The sequence below is a fragment of the Cyclobacterium xiamenense genome (assembly GCF_009467825.1).
GTDB lineage: Bacteria > Bacteroidota > Bacteroidia > Cytophagales > Cyclobacteriaceae > Cyclobacterium > Cyclobacterium xiamenense.
The window spans coordinates 80,563-98,750 of sequence record NZ_WIOK01000007.1; the positions used below are offsets into that span (position 1 = coordinate 80,563).

Below are 18,188 nucleotides of genomic sequence, written 5' to 3' on the forward strand. Positions count from 1 at the left end.
GATTTGGGATACTTCGGATCTGGATGTGTTTACAGCGGGGATGTATCCGCTAAACGGAGCGTTGATTCCTCCGTACGATTACCGCAATACGTACGGAATTGCGGCCGGAGCTTTAGTGATGGTCGGTGCAAAGCCTGCACCGACCGACATACGACTGTCTAATACGATTATTCCAGCTACGCCTACGGACGGGGAGGTATTTATCGGTCGTATTGAAATCGAAGATGAGTTGGATGATGCCATCGGGCTGTCGTTACCAGATAATAACCCCGACAATGCCTATTTTACCATTCGTCAGGATTCCCTCTTTTTCCTGGCAAGCGAATCTCAGGATGGTCAGGATCGGTTTGAACCAACAATTCGTGCCATTGATTCCCAGGAAAATGTGTTGGACAAACAATTCTCCCTATTTAGGTTGTCCGGCTCTGTTATTTCGCAAGCAAACGATGATCCAGATGGCTTACGTATAGTCAATTCCTTTAGCCCAAATGGCGATGGGATCAACGATGTATGGTTGATTGAAGGATTAGATAAATTCTTGTTTTCCGAAGTGCAGGTATTTGATCGCGGAGGAAGAAGGGTGTTTCTCAGTAGGGATCCCGAAATCGGTTGGGATGGAGGACACGATGGGCAGATGCTTCCTACCGGTACGTACTACTATGTATTAAAAATTGAGGATCGGGAGCAATTAAGGAAGGGTTTCATTAATCTGATTAAAAAATAGAATTGAATTGTCTTATGAAAATAGTCAATGATTGCCGTATATTCATTTTTCTAGTATTTGTTATTTCCTCGTATTCGATCGAGTCCATTGGGCAGTCCAGGAAGTACATGGCACAGTTCGATCATTTTAAATCCTATTATAATCCCGGGTTGACCGGGTTTTCCGGCTCCTCTTTTGGTAGTTTCGTACGTAACCAGTGGGCGGGGTTTGATGGGGCACCCGTATCCATTTTTCTAAGCGGAGAATTCGATCTGGGTGATTTCACGTCCAGGGACAGTATAGGTGGACTTGGGCGCAATGCGTTCGGAATGAATCTTTACTACGACCAGTTCGGGGCTTTTCAAGATACACGAGTTGTTTTGAGTTATGCGTCACGGATTTCGCTGACCGACAAAGTCGGGTTGCGGCTTGGTTTGGGAGTAAATTATGCCTTATCCAATATCGATGGGAGTAGAGTGATAGGGGATCAGGTGGATGATCCCGTAATTAATCAATATTTTGGAAGCTATGCGGACATGCGGGTCCTGGATTTCAATGCAGGCTTGGTACTCACGCATCCAAATTATTACATCGGTTACAGTGCCCACAACATTTCTCAGGGGAAGTACTTTATTTCTGGAGACGCCTTTATGGATGAATTTCCGGTTGAGCACATATTGCAAGCGGGTTACAAAAATAAGGTAAGCGAAAATATAGCCATTTCTACCTCTTTAATGGCGAATCGCTACCAATACAACCCTTTAAACGTGCAGGTCAATTTCAAGACCCTGCTGTACGAATGGGTTTGGATCGGTGGGGGGCATCGGGTTAATTTTGCGCATAATTTTCAGTTAGGCTTTTTGTTTTCTAATTTTATCTTCGGGTACATCTACGAGTTGCCGATGACCAATGCCTATTTGTTGCCAAACACCTCTCACGAGTTTGTACTTTCCTTTTCATTAAGTGGAGAGCGTATGGATAAATTTCAAATTTTTTGGTGATTTGCAGAAACATTGGGTGAAATTTAAAGGGTTGTGTTCGCTTGGGTTTTAGAATCGATTTTTTCTGTAGATTTCCATAGTAGTAGGAGGATAGTATACCATTCCCCATTTGTTGGACGAAAAGTGTCAGTTGCTAAGGTAGTTTATTTATTGATGATACTTTTAGTTAGGCTACCTTCCCTGTCGTACATTGGTATCTTTCTTCCAGTTTTTGCCTCGTAATAGGATGGACCTTCCCTTGATTAAGAATTACTGGCACCATTCCAAATGCATTGAACGGTTGGAAGGATGAATACGTTATCCGTTAACGGTCTGATTTGTTTTTTAACTAAGCTGAGGCAGCAATTAATTATCAATTGTATGCGTTTCTTTATTTTTTTAAAGAATACCTCGCGAAAAATAAGCAAATGGTAATTACATTACGGTATGAAGTTTAGTTTTTGTAAGAAAGATAATAAATATCTGGCAAATGGATGGAATAACTATTGGTCTTGGTTAATACCAAAAAGTCCATTTCATTCATTCCCAAATAACGAATTAAAAATGGCAGTGGGTTCTGTAGTTTGTGAGTCGGTGAACTTTCTAGGGAAAGGGGCCTCACTTGAAGGAAGTGTCGAAACTAACTCTGATATAAGAGTAGATGGGAAAATAATTGGTGATATCACGACGTCAAAAACGCTGGTGATTGGACCTATGGGAGAAGTAGTAGGGAAAATTCGTGCGCATACTGTCCTGATTGCAGGCCAGGTTTTTGGTGATATTTTCTCGTCTGGCGTTGTTGTAATTGAGGCTTCCGGGTACTATGAAGGAAAGGTAACATCCGATTCTGTAAATATACACACCGGGGCATCGATTGTTGGAAGCATCGTCACACCCCGAGTGAAACAACGTTCCCTTGGTATCAGATCGATAAGAACTGAAAATCAAAGTGAGAAATCAATAGTCAGTTATTCCGATGAAAAAGGGTGTTTAGATTTAGCTTAGGTACCAACGGCGTAGAAAGACTTGGTTTACTACCTGTTAATTTCTTTGATTAAACGGGGTCAGTAGCCGCGTGGTTTTTGATTCTTGTTTTTGCATGCGAGATAAATTAGCCATGAATAAGGCAACATACCGTGTCTGGGTTTTGGTTTTCTTAGATTCCGGTCGGTTTATTGGTAAATCTGTTGGTCAATCGTACTATTGCAGTCGGCTTTTCCTTGTTAATTGTCTATCGCTATTTACTACTTTTGATGAGGAGGACTCCGCTTTTTACCTAAATAAGGATACCTAGTCTAACCCAGCTATTCTATCTTATTTAATATTTGTTTTTGATTATAACTATGACAGCTTCTTTAACACCTCTCGCTGAGGTAAAAATCGCCGTAATCGGACTGGGCTATGTGGGATTGCCCCTGGCCGTTGAATTTGCCCGGAAATTTCCCGTTATCGGATTGGATATTTCCGAAAGACGCGTGGCCGAACTCAATGCCGGAAGGGACCTGACCCTGGAAGTGGCCGACGGGGACCTGCAGTCGGTCCTGCTGCCCGATTCCAGCGCGGGCAAAATTGGGCTGGTACCTACCTGCAATGCCGACGAGCTGGCGGCCTGTCAGATTTTTGTGGTCACCGTACCCACCCCCACGAACCGGCACCACCGTCCGGTGCTTACTCCCATGCTGAAGGCCTCGGAAACCATCGGAAAGTACCTCAAGAAAGGGGACCTGGTGATTTACGAATCGACGGTGTACCCGGGGGTGACGGAAGAAGAATGCGTGCCCCTGCTGGAAAAAGTCAGCGGCTTGCGCTATAACGAAGACTTTTATGCCGGCTACTCCCCGGAACGGATCAATCCCGGGGATAAGGAACATACCGTAGCCAAAATCCTGAAGGTGACCTCCGGTTCCACCCCCGAGGTGGCCGAGTACGTGGACCGATTGTACCGGGAAGTGATCAGGGCCGGTACCCACAAAGCCAGCAGCATCAAGGTGGCCGAGGCCGCCAAGGTGATCGAAAACTCCCAACGGGACATCAACATCGCCTTTGTGAACGAACTTTCCAAAATCTTTAACCTGCTGCAGATCGATACGCAGGAAGTATTGGCGGCTGCCGGCACCAAATGGAATTTTCTGCCCTTCAAACCCGGACTGGTCGGCGGACACTGCATCAGCGTGGATCCCTACTACCTGGCACAAAAAGCCCAGGAGGTGGGCTACCATCCGGAAATCATCCTGGCCGGACGCCGGCTCAACGACTCCATGGGCAAACACGTGGCCACGGAAGTGATCAAGCACATGATGCGTAAGGACCTGAAAGTGATCGACTCCAAGGTGCTGATCCTGGGTTTTACCTTCAAGGAGGATTGCCCCGACGTGCGCAATACCCGGGTGATCGATATTTACCAGGAGTTGCGGGCCTTCGACATGGACGTGGACGTCTACGATCCCTGGGCCAGCAAGGAAGAGGTGGCGCACGAATACGGCCTGGAAATCATCGATGGCGACACCTGCCCCGACATCGCCGATTACTCCGCCATCGTTCTGGCCGTCGCCCACCAAAAATTCAAAGACCTCCCCATCCAAAAAAGCAGCGACCTGGTCGTCTTTGACGTCAAAGCGGTTTTGGAAAAGGAGAAGGTGGACGTGCGGTTGTGACCAGGTTGTATTCATCTTTGGTGAGTTGATTGGTTTATTTGGCATACTATTAAAGGTTGAAATAGGCTACATGAACGAAAAACCAATGGACGTGTTTGAATGAAGAGGGGGCTTGGCCTCGTACCTACTGTGAGGGAATTTGAACGGAAAAGACAGGTATTGGAATAAAAAAAATCCCTGAAACTTTCAAGGGATTTTTTTGTATCGCCACTTCCCGGCATGAATTTGACAGCATTGTAAGTGAAAAAAATCGCCGATGGAAGTTGGCTCAGGTAAACCAATATTTACTGCGCAATTGTACGAATAAGCACGGAAATCACCAATGGGGTCGCAGATCGTTGGTTTACTTTTGTTTGCGTTTTATTTGTTGGTAAGGAATTTACCGGTGAGGCGTGGTCTTGTACCGACGACTGTTAGAACTGAATGTCGCTTCTTTCTTGATGTTCGAGTCCCTGTCTTACCAGCCGTCCAATGTGGAAAAGGCGATCGGGATACTTTCCCATTTGAAGCAAGCCTACTGGCTCAGAACCATTCAGAAAATAGGGGGGTGCTCGGGTGGATACGGTCCATCAGGTTAAATCCTGGATAAGGACAAAACTTATTATTGGGTAGTAAACAGCATATGTAACGCTATTTAAACGAGTACTTCTACACTATAAACCGATCTCAAACCAAGGACCATCTTTCATAATCTCATTAACAGGGTAGTTAAGTCAAGCAAGCTTCTTTTCCTTCCTTTGCTAGGATGTCGTCGCATTTTACTTTCACGGATAGTGCAATGGGATCGATAACCAACCTCAAAACTTAACCTGTAGGATTGTCAACTGATCTTCTGTAGTTCCGGTTGGGTTGTTGTAAAGATTGTACAATACATTCCAAAAATTCCCATCGATCGCCGGACCATTACCAAATCCGTCAAAATGCGGACCCATTCCGAGCGCATGTCCGAACTCGTGAATGACCAGATCCAGGTCGATTTCATTTTCGCAAGCTGGAGCACCGATATGCACATACAAGACGGCATCGATTGTCCCCGTTGCATCGTAAAAACCGTCCGTTAAAACATAGTCCAGCACTTGGCCCCCTTCCGCTGTTTCAGTAATGTAAAAATTATGAGGGGGATAACTCGTTGTTCCGATTCCTTCAGAGACATGTCCGCAACCATTTGGGTCGGTAGTCGAGCCAAATGCGCCCAAAGCAGTTTCCTGGCTGACAATGATTCCCCGGTTGATGTGCTCGTTTGGCACGTTTGCAATACTGATTCGGTCAAAAAGCGTTTTCCCTATCTCCAGTTCAATCTTATCGAGGGCCTGTTCGGCTAAATCAAAGCCGCCCGTTTTCACCGGGATAAATCCATCCTGAGCGACATTCCATGATTTTAGTCGAACCAAATCGTCAATACCGAATGCGTGCAAACCGTACCAGGGGAATCCTTCATCAGTAAGATTCGTAGCTTTTAGGTTATTCAGAATTCCCTCCGGCCCGACGATTTCAGTACCGTCGTCGGTATCTCGGAACTCGTCCTCATCACACCCGGCAAAAGCGAATGCCGACAGTATGCCAAATAGATAAATCGCGCGCTTCATGTATTTATTCATTTTTTTGTCCAGTATCGATAATCTCGTTGAAGGCCACCCAGGAACGTTACCGAAAGGTAGGTGGGTAGTCAAGATCACCTTGTTTCTTTACCGGTTCCCGCCTGCCCGTCTACTGAATGTTAGAAACTGCGACGATCTATCGGGCGGCCCATCTACTTTCAAAGCAGGAGGATCTCTCCGTATATAGGATGCGGCGAAACCTTTTATACCTTATCGTCAGTTTCTGCCCGGCTTGATTTCCTATGTACCAATTTATTTGAGCATTCCATGAACGCTGGTTAGCAAACCAAAGCCGGGTAATCGGGTAATAGGGGGCATTTTTTAAATTCCTACGTTGGGAAATCTCAGGGCTGTGACATCGGCAGCTCATCAAGAAAAAAAGGCCCTCAAATCAATTGAGGGCTTTTTTAATTACCTGCACTATCCAAATTAAGTGTATCAAAATCGACATGTTCGGTCGATCTGGAATAGTTTTTTTAAATCCGAATTGGTTCAAATGTAGCGACGGAAAAAACGACAAGCAACATGCTACACCGGCAGTGATTTACTTTTTCTTTCTGTTAATTTTTTATTTTTGACTAAAAATTAAATTAATTTAGGTTATGGTGTCACCTTCATCTTCCGCTTTCTGTCAATACATTGGTTTTGTACTTTAGATACTTTAGTAGTACATACCCAACGCCGGATAGCATGGCAAGTGAGAGAAATAGATAGGTGTTGGGTTGATTGGTAATGGCTTGTCTAGTGGAAGTAAAAATGGCAAAAACGAGCATGTAGGCGAAGATGCCATTTTTTTCTTTTCGAAGAACCTTTTTTTAACTAAAACGAAGGGCAGGTTTTTTAAATAGTAAGATGTTGGGGATAAACGCTGGGACTGCATCTGCCCAGTGCAGGTACTTCGAGCCAAATTTCCGTCTCAAAAACTGCTTTTCTGCCATTGCAATGCGTTCGTAATACAACCAATAGATTAAAATAAAAACGCATACAAACCAATAGTTTGCCGTCAATAGGGCAATCGCGAACCAGCTGATAAAGTTTCCCAGATAAAGTGGATGTCTTACAGTGGAATAGATCCCCAGGGTATTCAGTTGGTCGGCTACCTGACCTACCCGGGTATTTTTCCCGGATGTATTTTCTGGAGCGCATACACTGATTTACTTTCGGTTACTTTTTATTTGTCTAATCTGAAACAAGGTGTTTTTATCAAGGGAAAATTGGTTTCGAATTCTTTTTTCGAAGGAATGTGCAGTAACAGGGAACCTGTGTTCTTTCTCTAGTTGCTTCCGGTACATAAAAAAAATCCTCAAAAATTTTGAGGATTTTTCTAACTAGCTACCACCAAACCTGAATTTGACAGCTCTTATGTTTAAAAAATAGTGGAAAGGCGAATAGCGTCTTGTAAACCCTATTTTATACAGCAAGTTTACAAAGGACTGGCAGAAAGGCCAAAATAGTAAGATGCAATTCGTTTACCTTTTATTACGCGCATCTTTCACCAATCGGATACGGCTAGACCGATCGGCACCGGGTCAGTTCCCTAACCAGGCCGTGAAGCGTTCGTATGAATTCAACCCATGTACGCGTTATTCCTTTTTATTTCCCTGATTGGGTTAAGAAGACGGGTCTCTTGTATCGTAGCTTGTTTTTGCTACTTGTTGAGGCAATCCAATGGTTGTAGGTGTGCCGTGAACCTCCTTTGTTAACAACCAAATCTTCGTAGATGAAAAAAATGGAATGGATCTCAATTTGCGGTGGTAACGTCTCGTATTGTGTCTATTCCGCCTTCTCTCTTTATGCTAGAACTATCCGTTGAACCTAAGGACTGAATCGGTAATTGTTCGTTTACAAAGTGTTCTGAATACCGTTTCGTATTCATCGGTGACCGCATCCCAATTGTATTTCTGCGTCAGCCCTTCCCGGGAGTGGTTGCGCAAAGACTCCATTTTTTCCGGAGAAGCCTCGGCCCTATCAATAATCTGAACCACCGATTGGGTATTTTTGTCAAAATACCATCCGTATTTTCCTTTTTGCAGCATTTCCTGATTGAACCGGGTGTCCATCGCCAGAATCGCACAACCGTAGCCCAATGCCTTGAGCATGGCAGGATTGGTACCTCCGTACTCGTGCCCGTGGAAATACGCATAACAGTTGTGGTACAAGGCAGCCAATTGTTCCTGGTCTCGGACATAGCCCGTAAATACCAGGCGCTTGTCCGGAATGCTTTTCATTTTCTGCGCAAACCGATCGTGGTAGGGTACGTCCCCCACGATGACCAGCTTGCGCTTGGAGTTGGACCGCACAAAACCGTCCACGATCAGGTCTGCATTGTTGTCGGGTATCAGCCGGCCCACAATCAAATAATAGGACTCCTTCTGCAGACCCCAGGTTTCGATCATCGTGCTATCGGAAGATGCCCGGGGATTGGCGCCGTAAGCAATCATTTTGGAGGGTGCGTTGAATTTTTCCAGGTAGATTTTCTCCATTTCGTCGGAATCAGTAATCAACTGATCGTACAGTTTGGTAGCCAGTCGGGAAGCAAACAAATAATACCGGGCTCCCAGCCCTTTCCACTTTGGCCGAAGCCACTCCAGCCCGTCAACATTGATTGCAGAGGGTTTTCCGAAGATTTTGGTAAGGATACCGAACGGACCGTTGGCACTATTGACGACAAAGACCACGTCTACTTTTGAAAAGCAAACGTGAATCATGGACAAGAGGGAATTGGTCAGCTGACTCAGGGATTTGGTTTCCACACAAGGCATGTAAACCAGATTGATTCCATTGACTTTTTTGGGCTTTTCCTCAAATAGAGGGGCGTGGCAATAGACCGTCACTGCTACTCCCCGTTGGACCAGTCGCTCGCCCATCTCTTTTACAAACGTCTCGTATCCTCCGTATACGTACGGATATCCCCTTGTTCCTACAATCGCCACATGCAAGGGCTTGCTGTTTTTTTTCATACTGCTGCTAAAAATTATTTGTACTGGTTTGGTTATACCTATTTTTTTATTTGTTTATTTTGGTGCCCTGGCTTATTTTTTCCGACCGAAATAATTTGCTATGAAAAAAAAGCCCCCGTAAAAACAGGGGCATTTCACTCAAACAGCTATCACCTCGGTTAGCATATGTATTTGATTGCAAGGAAACGATAAACTGAAATAGCTAACCGAGGTGTATAAATATGTCACTAATACTAAGGATAGTTAAATTTACGATCCCGCTCCCTTTATACCAACTAAAAAATTGTTCGTTTATTTACCTGGGATTACATTTGGTTTCAAATAGACTAGTATTACAAGGCAATGCCTGGTTATTTCGCTCCAACTATGGGGTTGGACTCAGGAAACGATATCCAACATCCCTGTATCAGGATAAGTCAAGGCCTGTATTGATTGCAAATGCACTGCTTTTATCGGCAGATTGCATCGTATACTTCATCCCATAGGTCAATGCGCCGGTTCAGGCATTGAATCGTCGCTCGCTCGGCTTCCTCCCAATATACCGGATTGTTCCCACAGAGTGTAGCGGTCATTTCCAAGGCTAGCTGGCCATGGTGCCCTCCATCCACTTCAATATGTCGTTCCAGGTAGTACTTAAAAAGGGATACGTTGTCAGGGAAATCCTTGTGGATGTCATTCACCATCGATAAAAACATCGCTGGAATCAAGTCCTCCCGACCAAAGGTAAACACCGCTGCAAGTACATGGTTTTTTTGACTGGCAATGACAGAAAAAGTGAAATCCACGAAGTCTCGTACAGGTTTTGGCGCGCTTGAGGCACGGTAGGCTGCCTCTAGGCTCTGGTTCGCTTTTAGAGAGGCCAGAAACGTTTCGATGCCCAGTGTATCCGCATTGCATTTATTCATGGCTTCCAGATACAGCTCAAAATGACTTTTGCGTAGACCATCTGCATCGATATCCGATTCCTCGCCAACAACGATTTCGTTGATCAGGTATCTGGTGTTTGGATTCCCTACAGGAAACCAGGGTACACTGGTACAGGTAAGTCTATGTTGAAGCGTTTTTAGCAAGGACATGAAATCCCAAACAGCATAGACATGATACCGCATAAAAACATTCAAATCCTCCAGCCTCCTAATGGCAGCATACACCCGATGATTCACTATCTGCTGTTGTATGGGTTCGATTTTCTTCTTTAATTCTGCGAGTTGGTCTTGGGATTGTGTCGCTAGCATAGTTACCTTTTTCTTAGAAATATAACGACCAATAAACCGCGTATTTCACGGATGGGTTATGGCGGTTAGGAAATTTCAAGCAAAGTGAAAGAAATTGTAAATGAAAGAGTGAGAAGGAAGAGCTGGATCGCAGGGGCATCACTCCTACCGGTTTCCCTCTCGCTCCCCTCAGTTTTTTACCAGTTTTGCAGATTCCTTCCCGTGAGGAACTCATTTTTTGCAAAAACTCCCCGGTAGCTTTTAGAGATGGTCCATTCCAATAGCGCACTTTCCTTCACGCAATCCGAATAAACACAGAAAAAGGCCATGGAACCGCTTCCATGACCTCTTGACCAATATTTACAATTAAAAAATTATCTTGCAAAAGCACCCAACACCAAATAGGTAGTCAAATCTACCGTACTGATATCCTGCGTGGGATCGTGCACCACGAAGAAGCCTTCGTAATTTCGGGTCAGTTCATTGAAGGAGATCATTAGCTCGTTTTCGGCCATCACCGTTCCTCCGTTTCCTTCGATCCCTTTGGCAAAAATATCTGCATTGGGCGTTTCGTTATACGGAGTGCCGTTGGGCGTGGTGGAAGGGTCTGCAGCATCGTGTGCGTGCACCATATAGGTCATTCCATCCAGACTATTCATCAGGCTTACCGTGATTTTGGCGTTTCCATCGATCATCTCTTCCACCATTATTTCTGCCATGAGATCCCGGGCATGGTCCCCCTCATAGGCCAGGTCTGCATTGTCAAGCAATTGCCCCTCGTTAAAATCATACATAAAGGTCTCGCTACGCAGATTGGCCTCAGCTTCGGGTAGCTCCTGCGCAAATATACCCAGTACCAGGTAGGTGCCCAGGTCCGTGGTGCTAATGTCCTGCGTAGGATCGTGCACTACCAGAAAGCCCTCATAGGTATCCAACAGCTGATCGTAGTTCATTTCCGTCTGCATGGTTTGGCTACCCATGCCATTACTTATGCTGATCATTCCGGCAAAAATTTCTCCGTTTGGGGTTTCGTTATACGGGGTCCCGTTTGGTGTGGTGGCAGGATCGGCGGCGTCGTGTACGTGGACCGGGTACTGCATGCCATCCAGGGCATTTTCCAGCCGAATGGTTACCTCGGCATTGCCGTTTTCCATTTCTTTGAGCTCCAGTTTGGCGGATAAGTTTCGGGGATGGTCGCCTGCGCCGTCTCCATCGTAGGCGGTAGCCGGATTGTTCAGGAGTTGGCCTTCATTGAAACCATAGGAAAAGGTTTCCATACCTGGCATAAAGGGCATTTCCGGTTCCGGGTCTTCGTTGCAGGCGGTAAATAGCGCCATTCCGGCTGCCAATAGGCCCACACCCAATGTTTTTGTCATTCTCACATTCGTCTTCATCTTAATTGTATTTTGCGTTTTACTAATTCGTTTGGCAAGAGTTACGAGCAGGTGATCCCGATTGGATCGACCCGATGGATTTTTTTTTAAAAAATGCCTTAACTGACCTTGATACCTTGTCCCTGAAAGCAACATGACGTATTTTTGACCAAAGGAAATGCAGGGAGCATTTCCGTCTTTTTTTAGTGTAAATCCCAATCGCGCATGTTTTACTCCGATTCCAGAAGCGCCGCACGCATTCTTTACCGAAAGCTCAAGCTGAATTGGATTTTTACTACCTCTACCTTTGTCGGCAATTTTTTGATAGCGTTGGTGGTGACGTATTTTTTTCGAAAAATCGGGTACGATCCACCGGTAAATTTTGTGTTCTTTATCAGCATACTCGCGATAGGCCTGTGGGTATCAGAAGCCATGCCCCCCTTTGCTGTGGGAATATTTATCATTGCATCCCTTTTGGTCGGGTTTAGTACCGATTTCTTCTTTGATCAAACCATGCCCCCGGATCTGTACGTGAGCACCTGGACCAGCAATGTGGTATGGTTGCTGCTCGGGGGCTTTTTTCTAGCCAAAGGCATGAGCCTGGTCGAGTTGGACCGGCAACTATTTCGCTTTACCGTCAGTCGTTTCGGCCAAAAACCGGAAGGCTTGTTACTGGGCCTGATGATGACCACCGCCATTGCCAGCATGGTCATGTCCAACACCGCTACTACGGCCATGATGATTTCCTCGATTATCCCTTTGGTGCAGCTGATTGGGAGAAAGTCCTCCTACGGTAAGGCCCTGTTGACGGCCATTCCGGCTGCGGCCTCGGTAGGAGGTATCGGTACCATCATCGGGAGCACCCCCAATGCCATCGCAGTAGGCGCCCTTCAGGAAAAGGGAATCAGCGTTACGTTTGTGGACTGGATGCTGGTGGGCTTACCCACCGCTTTATTGTTGGTCTGGGTGTTTTGGAAATTCCTCTGCAAGACGCATGATTTTTCGGAGGTCAGGCTTGATCTTTCTCTTTTGCCCAAAGGACAGGGAGAAGTGGGGCGTTTTCAAAAAAACGCCGTTATTTTTACGTTGGTGGTCACCGTACTAATGTGGCTTACCGAAGCCATTCACGGCATTCCCGTGGCTGCTACCTCGGCGATTCCCATTGTCTTGCTGACCATGACCCAGGTGATCCATTCGGAACATGTTCGCAGCCTTCCCTGGGATACCCTTATGTTGGTCGCCGGTGGTTTGGCATTAGGCATCGCGCTCGTGGAAGTGGGGCTGGCGGAAATCGTCATGCAAAAAATAAATGCGCTTCCCCTGCCAAATACGGTGATTGCCGTTGTCTTTTGCCTGGTGGCCGTGTCGCTTTCCAACGTGATGAGTAATACAGCAGCCGCCTCCATCCTGGTGCCACTGAGTCTGGCCCTACCGGGGACTTACGGTATCGCTGGCCCGGTGATGGTCGCCATCAGTTGCTCCTGTTCTCTGCTACTTCCCGTGTCTACCCCGGCCAATGCCATTGCCTATGCTACCGGACTGATCGAGCAAAAAGATTTTCGTACCGGAGGATTATTCTTTATCTTAATGGGGCCAACGGTGGCCTTTTTGGCAGTAATGGCGTGGGTCATGCTGCTGCTTTACTGATTTACCTAACGAACCACTAGATGAAAACATCCTTATTGTTCCCATTGATCCTCCTGTTTGCCTGCAGCGGTCCGGCAGAAAAATCCGGTTTAAGCGCTCTGGAAGATGATATTCGCTCACTTATGCAAGCTACCGAAGGAGATTTTGCTCTGGCTTTTCGCATATTGGATGATTCTGGCCGTCAACTCCTGATCAACGAGACCGAAGTGTTCCATGCAGCCAGCACGATGAAGACGCCTGTGATGATTGAGCTTTTTAAGCAAGCAGCGGCCGGGGAATTCAGTCTACAGGACTCCATCCTCATTGTGAACGAATTCAAGAGTATCGTAGATGGCAGTACGTTCCGCATGGACCTGGGGGTGGATAGTCAGGAGGGACTCTACGAAAGGATCGGTGAGAAAGCCAGCCTTTACGAATTGATGTACCAGATGATCATAAAAAGTAGTAATCTGGCCACCAATATCCTGATTGATCGTGTAGGAGCCAAAAACGTAACCCAAACCATGCGCGGTCTGGGTGCGGAAGACATACAGGTGCTGCGGGGGGTAGAAGACCTCAAAGCCTTCGATGCAGGCCTAAGCAATAGCACCACGGCCCTGGATATGTTGCAAATCATGGAGGCCATTGCTCGTGGAAAAGTAGAAGGATCCCGTGAAATGGTAAAGATTCTTTCCGATCAATACTTTAAGGACCTCATTCCCAACCTACTTCCGGCAGATGTAAAAATTGCGCACAAAACAGGATCCATTACCGGCGTGCAACACGATACGGCCATTTTGGAATTACCCAATGGTACCCGATACGTACTGGTAATCCTTAGCAAAAATCTGACCGATGTACCGGCAGGAAAGGAGGCCATCGCCCGCATGAGCCGATTGATCTACGACTACGTATCGGAGAACCCGGATTGAGTCCAAGACCGCAAGGACCCCGGCCTCATCCCGGAAAAGTCCCTACTAGTCCCTGATTTCCTGTGGATTAAGGAAAAGACGAGTTCAGAACAAATTTTTACGAGTGGCGAATTCCTGGTTATTTAACAGAATTTTATTTCGAAAATACCAAAGTTATAGTATCTTTGCTCTTTCATTTCCCGAAATAACGCCGAGCAGTATTTTTTGCTGACGAATTCAGAATCGCAATCAGATCACCCATGACGCAGACATTTTACAGATTATTTATTCCCAAGGAGGCCAATCTTAAAGACGAAGTACTCTCCGGCCTCACCGTGGCCCTGGCCCTGGTGCCTGAAGCGGTCGCATTTTCTCTGATCGCGGGTGTGAGCCCGTTGGTAGGCCTGTACACGGCATTTATCATTGGGTTGATTACCTCCATTATCGGGGGTAGGCCTGGAATGATTTCCGGAGCCACCGGAGCCATTGCGGTCGTTGTAGTAGCACTGGTGTTGCGGCATGGGGTGGAATACTTATTTGCTGCGGTGGTCTTAATGGGCCTTATTCAGATTTTGGTGGGCGTATTGAAGCTGGGAAAGTTGATTCGATTGGTACCCCATCCGGTGATGTTTGGTTTTGTGAACGGGCTGGCCATCGTTATTGCTATGTCGCAGTTGGCTCAGTTTAAGGTTGTCGGCGCATCCGGAGCCTTGGAATGGATGACCGGGACATCCCTGTACCTGATGTTTGGGCTGGTGTTGGTGACGATGGCCATTATCAAATTTCTACCCAAGCTGACCCGCGCGGTCCCCTCGGCACTTGCAGCCATTTTGGTGGTAAGCCTGGTGGTGATTTTTGGCGGTCTGGATACCCGGACCGTTGGTGACATGGCTTCCATTAGCGGGGGCTTACCGGAATTTCACCTTCCCCTGGTACCGGTGAACTGGGAGACGCTGATGATTATTTTGCCGTATTCGGCCATCATGGCAGGTGTGGGCTTGATCGAAAGCCTGCTAACTCTAACGCTGATAGACGAAATCACCGAAAGCCGGGGACAGGGAAACAAAGAGTGCGTGGCCCAGGGAATTGCCAATGTGACCACGGGATTTTTTGGGGGAATGGGTGGCTGTGCCATGATTGGTCAGTCACTGATTAATGTAAATGCAGGCGGAAGAAACCGGATATCGGGCATCGTAGCGGCGGTCGGACTCCTGGTATTCATCTTGTTTTTATCTACCTATATAGAAATGGTGCCCATGGCAGCATTGGTCGGACTGATGTTCATGGTGGCCATCGGTACGTTTGAGTGGGCCTCGCTTCGGGTCTTCCGAAAAGTTCCCAAATCGGATGTGCTGGTGATGGTATTGGTCACGCTGGTAACCGTGCTGCTACACAATTTGGCCCTGGCCGTGCTGATTGGAGTGGTGATTGCTGCTTTGGTATTTGCCTGGGAAAACTCCAAAATGATTCGCGCCCGAAAATCCCTGGACGAAAACGGCGTAAAGCATTACGAGATATATGGTCCCTTGTTTTTTGCTTCTGCCATGACCTTTGGGCAAAAATTTGATCCCATGGGGGATCCGGATGAGATTGTCATCGATTTTAAGGAAAGCCGTATTGTGGATCATTCCGGCATAGACGCCATTCACAAGGTGACGGAGCGCTACGAGAAGTTTGGCAAAACCGTGTACATCCGTCACTTAAGCAACAGCAGCCGTGTACTTCTGAACAAAGCGGAGAAAATAATCAACGTAAACTATACGGAAGACGATCCGAGTTTTAAAATCATACTCGAACAGGAAGCGGCATCATCCAAGTAAGGCAGCGCCATGGTTTCAGGGCCCCTGGAAACGAATCCGGCGGTGCCCGGAAATCTTTTTTTTCCTGACTTCCGCTTGGAGACCGGCTTTTTCGGTAACAAAGACAGCAACAAAGACCTTGGGCCTCATTCGAATTGTTCGAATGGGGTTTTTTGTTTGCCCTGCATGCGAACTTATCCGTCAGCTTGAAAGAAAGCTGCGCGGCCTAACCAGAGGGAAGGCAATACGAAGCCAAATGCGTAGCTGGTAACGGAAGGGTGTGAAGGAAGGCTTAGTAATATCGTGAACGTAATGAGAGTGAACCGATTATGGCGGACAGTCGGGGTAAGGTTGCAAAAAGTGCCGAAGCCCGTAATCCGAAAAGGTCTGGATGTTAGAACGGATGGGTTAGGGCACAGGAAAGTTTGCTTAACGGGGGAAGCCCATATCTTTGTCCGGATTTGAAAAGAGAATGGAGGACTAAACAGTAACAAGTCGAGAGGAAAGGAAACTGTCAAGAGGGTATAGGTGGCAAATGAGTCCGTAGTAGTGATACATCTCGTGCCAATGAAACCTTAGCAATAAGCGGGAGAAAACAAGTGAGACCCTGGACAGCTTGGCGCAAGAACAGATTCTGGGACACCGTGCATCCAAAAGATGTATTTCTGTGGCAAGGGTCGAAGTTAAACCAAACCTGGAGAACTTAGTTTCACGGGGAGTAAACCTTACGAATTTGGAGAAAGTAATAACCAACACATTGCATCAATACTACACGTTTGTATTGGGTAAGAATTAGTAGTAGCCGTGAACGAAGCCCGTACGCACAGTTCTGTGAGAGGGATGAAGATTGAAATGTATTTTCTATCTTCACCCTACTCGATTGCAGATGGATTTTGTTTGAGTACGTTGGTTTTTTCTTCAATTATTCCGTTTCGATAGCGAGGCGTCAATCTACGGAAATCGTTCTTTTCGGTCAAAACGGCACCGACAGCAAGCTGGACCACATGCCCGCCCACTTCAAAGCCTACCAGGTAGACAGCGAATGGCAGGAGTTTCGTGAGTAGCGGGGCGCCCTGAAGAAACGGTATATGGGGTAGGAAATACGTGCAGATGCTTTACTATCCGGTGAATACATTTGTAAGTACGATGCGATTTTTTCTATTTGTAGGAAGGTTTGTTTCAGAAGAGCGCATAAGATGGCGTCATAGTATAGCAAGCCCGGGTGCACCAAGAGAAGTTACAGAAAAAAATATTTTGATGATGGTACGCGAGATTGTTTCTGAGTGGATGGTTATACATATCCGTAGACAAAACATGATCGCGATGGGGCGAACGTTAGTTTTATTTTTGCTTCCGATTATTAGCCTGGCGGCACAGACAGAATACGAGTACCAGTATGAAGACTTGTACCTTCCCAGGGATGCCAGCGGAAACATTGTGTACAACGACGCGGTGACGGTACCGGGTGTATCCGGAGACGAGATTTTTACCAAAGCCAGGCGTTGGTTTCACGATAATTTTAAATTTTTTAGGGGAAGGATTCAATATGAAGATCCGGAATCCGGAGTTATCCGAGGTGGCGGTATAATATTGGTTCGAAATAGGTTTTTGTGGTATGTATTCGAAACACCGGTCTTGTTTTCTTTGAAGATTAAAACAAAAGACGAACAATTCCAATACTTTATTTCTGATTTGGTAATCGTTCACGCCGACCCTCGTCTTATGGACCAACCTATTGAATTAGCTTTTAGTCAAGGCAACCTGTACAAAAGGAATGGAAAGCCAAGAAAGCGCCTACTCTATTTTTACTGGATGTTCGACGAAATGATCGTTGGACTTGAACAAAGAATCAGATCTGAATTACTTCCTCCTCCGTCAGGTCTTGGGGAAGATTGGTAATGAGACAACAGGTTAAAGAGTCGGCAAGAGTTCGGCGAGCAGCGTTGTAGGGGCGGTATTGAACTTGAAAGTTCGATTTATTCTTGTGTTTTTTATCGGTTCAGCCGCATTGGATCTGTTACATTTGATTGGACAGCCATCTAAGCCCCGTTCACTTGGAGCCCATTAAGAAGAGGAAAATCCTCCGATTAAGTCTTTAAACTAATGGTAATTTAGAACCATACGTGTGGGAAAACCTCTGGAGAAATTGGGCGAATGCTTGATATTCCGATATTCCTTCTGGTATGGTGCGTGGCTAGAGTAGGGAACATTCAGCTACCGGGGAGGTAAGTTTTGTCGGAAATGGAAAAGCGGCTATGACCCTGAGTAGTAAGAAATCGTCCAATTAAAGAGATCGTTGAAAGCGACTGAAAAAGATCGTAGTATCCTAAAAAAGGCCGTCGGCACCTTCTGTTAAGCGACACTTTTTTA

General features: G+C 46.2%; 15 protein-coding genes. 9 read left to right on the forward strand and 6 right to left on the reverse strand.

The genetic code is table 11. The features are described 5' to 3' along the window. The 4 genes from GCU44_RS07050 to GCU44_RS07065 form a co-directional block, all read left to right on the forward strand. Positions 1-724, forward strand: a 724-nt coding sequence (locus GCU44_RS07050; protein WP_161993909.1) for a gliding motility-associated C-terminal domain-containing protein, incomplete at its 5' end; no start/stop codon positions are given. Between the two features lie 14 nt (positions 725-738). Beyond that, positions 739-1,704 (forward strand): PorP/SprF family type IX secretion system membrane protein, encoded by a 966-nt coding sequence (locus GCU44_RS07055; protein ID WP_154855483.1) that lies wholly within the window; start codon positions 739-741, stop codon positions 1,702-1,704. Between the two features lie 426 nt (positions 1,705-2,130). Next, positions 2,131-2,688, forward strand: a complete 558-nt coding sequence (locus GCU44_RS07060; RefSeq protein ID WP_154855485.1) for a bactofilin family protein — start codon at positions 2,131-2,133, stop codon at positions 2,686-2,688. A gap of 338 nt (positions 2,689-3,026) precedes the next feature. Next, positions 3,027-4,337 carry a nucleotide sugar dehydrogenase gene (locus tag GCU44_RS07065; protein ID WP_154855493.1) on the forward strand — a complete coding sequence of 437 codons (1,311 nt, stop codon included), beginning with the start codon at positions 3,027-3,029 and terminating at the stop codon, positions 4,335-4,337. A 797-nt stretch (positions 4,338-5,134) separates the two neighbouring features. Here GCU44_RS07065 and GCU44_RS07070 read toward each other — a convergent pair. The 6 genes from GCU44_RS07070 to GCU44_RS07095 form a co-directional block, all read right to left on the reverse strand. Then, complete coding sequence (locus GCU44_RS07070) at positions 5,135-5,935, reverse strand: hypothetical protein (protein ID WP_154855495.1); 801 nt, start codon at positions 5,933-5,935, stop codon at positions 5,135-5,137. Between the two features lie 614 nt (positions 5,936-6,549). Further along, entirely contained in the window at positions 6,550-6,708 is a 159-nt protein-coding gene (locus GCU44_RS07075; protein ID WP_154855497.1) for a hypothetical protein, read from the reverse strand. Between the two features lie 42 nt (positions 6,709-6,750). Next, complete coding sequence (locus tag GCU44_RS07080; protein WP_154855665.1) at positions 6,751-7,089, reverse strand: methyltransferase family protein; 339 nt, start codon at positions 7,087-7,089, stop codon at positions 6,751-6,753. 648 nt (positions 7,090-7,737) lie between these two features. Further along, a complete protein-coding gene (locus tag GCU44_RS07085) occupies positions 7,738-8,895 on the reverse strand; it encodes a DUF1972 domain-containing protein (RefSeq protein WP_154855499.1) in 1,158 nt (385 codons plus the stop codon). Positions 8,896-9,344: 449 nt separating this feature from the next. Beyond that, entirely contained in the window at positions 9,345-10,130 is a 786-nt protein-coding gene (locus GCU44_RS07090; RefSeq protein WP_154855501.1) for a DUF3050 domain-containing protein, read from the reverse strand. Between the two features lie 353 nt (positions 10,131-10,483). Beyond that, positions 10,484-11,503 (reverse strand): hypothetical protein, encoded by a 1,020-nt coding sequence (locus tag GCU44_RS07095; protein ID WP_154855503.1) that lies wholly within the window; start codon positions 11,501-11,503, stop codon positions 10,484-10,486. Between the two features lie 204 nt (positions 11,504-11,707). On the opposite strand from GCU44_RS07095, the gene GCU44_RS07100 reads away from it, so the two are divergent. The 5 genes from GCU44_RS07100 to GCU44_RS07120 all read left to right on the forward strand — a co-directional run bounded on the left by GCU44_RS07100 (position 11,708) and on the right by GCU44_RS07120 (position 17,717). Further along, positions 11,708-13,129 carry an SLC13 family permease gene (locus GCU44_RS07100; protein WP_154855505.1) on the forward strand — a complete coding sequence of 474 codons (1,422 nt, stop codon included), beginning with the start codon at positions 11,708-11,710 and terminating at the stop codon, positions 13,127-13,129. A 20-nt stretch (positions 13,130-13,149) separates the two neighbouring features. Further along, a complete protein-coding gene (locus GCU44_RS07105; RefSeq protein ID WP_154855507.1) occupies positions 13,150-14,040 on the forward strand; it encodes a serine hydrolase in 891 nt (296 codons plus the stop codon). 239 nt (positions 14,041-14,279) lie between these two features. Continuing rightward, a complete protein-coding gene (locus tag GCU44_RS07110; protein ID WP_154855509.1) occupies positions 14,280-15,839 on the forward strand; it encodes a SulP family inorganic anion transporter in 1,560 nt (519 codons plus the stop codon). Between the two features lie 872 nt (positions 15,840-16,711). Continuing rightward, positions 16,712-16,882 carry a hypothetical protein gene (locus GCU44_RS07115; protein ID WP_154855511.1) on the forward strand — a complete coding sequence of 57 codons (171 nt, stop codon included), beginning with the start codon at positions 16,712-16,714 and terminating at the stop codon, positions 16,880-16,882. Between the two features lie 46 nt (positions 16,883-16,928). Next, positions 16,929-17,717, forward strand: a complete 789-nt coding sequence (locus GCU44_RS07120; RefSeq protein ID WP_154855513.1) for a DUF4468 domain-containing protein — start codon at positions 16,929-16,931, stop codon at positions 17,715-17,717. Positions 17,718-18,188 lie beyond the last annotated feature (471 nt).

Excerpts from the sequence above, each read along its gene's own strand:
- GCU44_RS07055 (WP_154855483.1), top strand. The coding sequence starts at position 739 with ATGAAAATAGTCAATGATTGCCGTATATTCATTTTTCTAGTATTTGTT.
- GCU44_RS07060 (WP_154855485.1), top strand. The coding sequence starts at position 2,131 with ATGAAGTTTAGTTTTTGTAAGAAAGATAATAAATATCTGGCAAATGGA.
- GCU44_RS07065 (WP_154855493.1), top strand. The coding sequence starts at position 3,027 with ATGACAGCTTCTTTAACACCTCTCGCTGAGGTAAAAATCGCCGTAATC.
- GCU44_RS07070 (WP_154855495.1), bottom strand. The coding sequence starts at position 5,935 with ATGAATAAATACATGAAGCGCGCGATTTATCTATTTGGCATACTGTCG.
- GCU44_RS07075 (WP_154855497.1), bottom strand. The coding sequence starts at position 6,708 with ATGCTCGTTTTTGCCATTTTTACTTCCACTAGACAAGCCATTACCAAT.
- GCU44_RS07085 (WP_154855499.1), bottom strand. The coding sequence starts at position 8,895 with ATGAAAAAAAACAGCAAGCCCTTGCATGTGGCGATTGTAGGAACAAGG.
- GCU44_RS07090 (WP_154855501.1), bottom strand. The coding sequence starts at position 10,130 with ATGCTAGCGACACAATCCCAAGACCAACTCGCAGAATTAAAGAAGAAA.
- GCU44_RS07095 (WP_154855503.1), bottom strand. The coding sequence starts at position 11,503 with ATGAAGACGAATGTGAGAATGACAAAAACATTGGGTGTGGGCCTATTG.
- GCU44_RS07100 (WP_154855505.1), top strand. The coding sequence starts at position 11,708 with ATGTTTTACTCCGATTCCAGAAGCGCCGCACGCATTCTTTACCGAAAG.
- GCU44_RS07105 (WP_154855507.1), top strand. The coding sequence starts at position 13,150 with ATGAAAACATCCTTATTGTTCCCATTGATCCTCCTGTTTGCCTGCAGC.
- GCU44_RS07110 (WP_154855509.1), top strand. The coding sequence starts at position 14,280 with ATGACGCAGACATTTTACAGATTATTTATTCCCAAGGAGGCCAATCTT.
- GCU44_RS07120 (WP_154855513.1), top strand. The coding sequence starts at position 16,929 with ATGCTTTACTATCCGGTGAATACATTTGTAAGTACGATGCGATTTTTT.